Annotated in this window: 1 protein-coding gene; it reads right to left on the bottom strand. The window is 62.2% G+C overall.

Annotated features, from left to right (window positions below; genetic code table 11):
* Nucleotides 1–209 (bottom strand): IS3 family transposase (locus G7A66_RS13860; RefSeq protein WP_174296275.1); only part of this gene is annotated, 209 nt, incomplete at both ends.

The raw sequence follows: 209 nt of genomic DNA, 5'->3' as shown, positions 1-209 counted from the left end.
GCGAAGTCGCCGTCCAGCCAGTTCGCTGCGACCCCCAAGCGATGGTGGCTGTCGGTTGTGACCTTGTGCTTGCGCGTGCGGACTGGCTTGATCCCGTTGATCTTTATCAGCCGCCCGACCCGGCGCTCGCCAACGTCGAGCCCAACCTCTTTGAGTTCCATGGTCATCCTCGGACGACCATAGCTGCCGAGGCTGAGGCTGTACTGTTC

This window comes from Alteripontixanthobacter muriae, from assembly GCF_013336795.1.
GTDB classification, from domain to species: Bacteria; Pseudomonadota; Alphaproteobacteria; order Sphingomonadales; family Sphingomonadaceae; genus Pseudopontixanthobacter; species Pseudopontixanthobacter muriae.
Note: the sequence above shows the minus strand (reverse complement) of the source record. Positions and strands in the feature narration are given on the sequence as shown.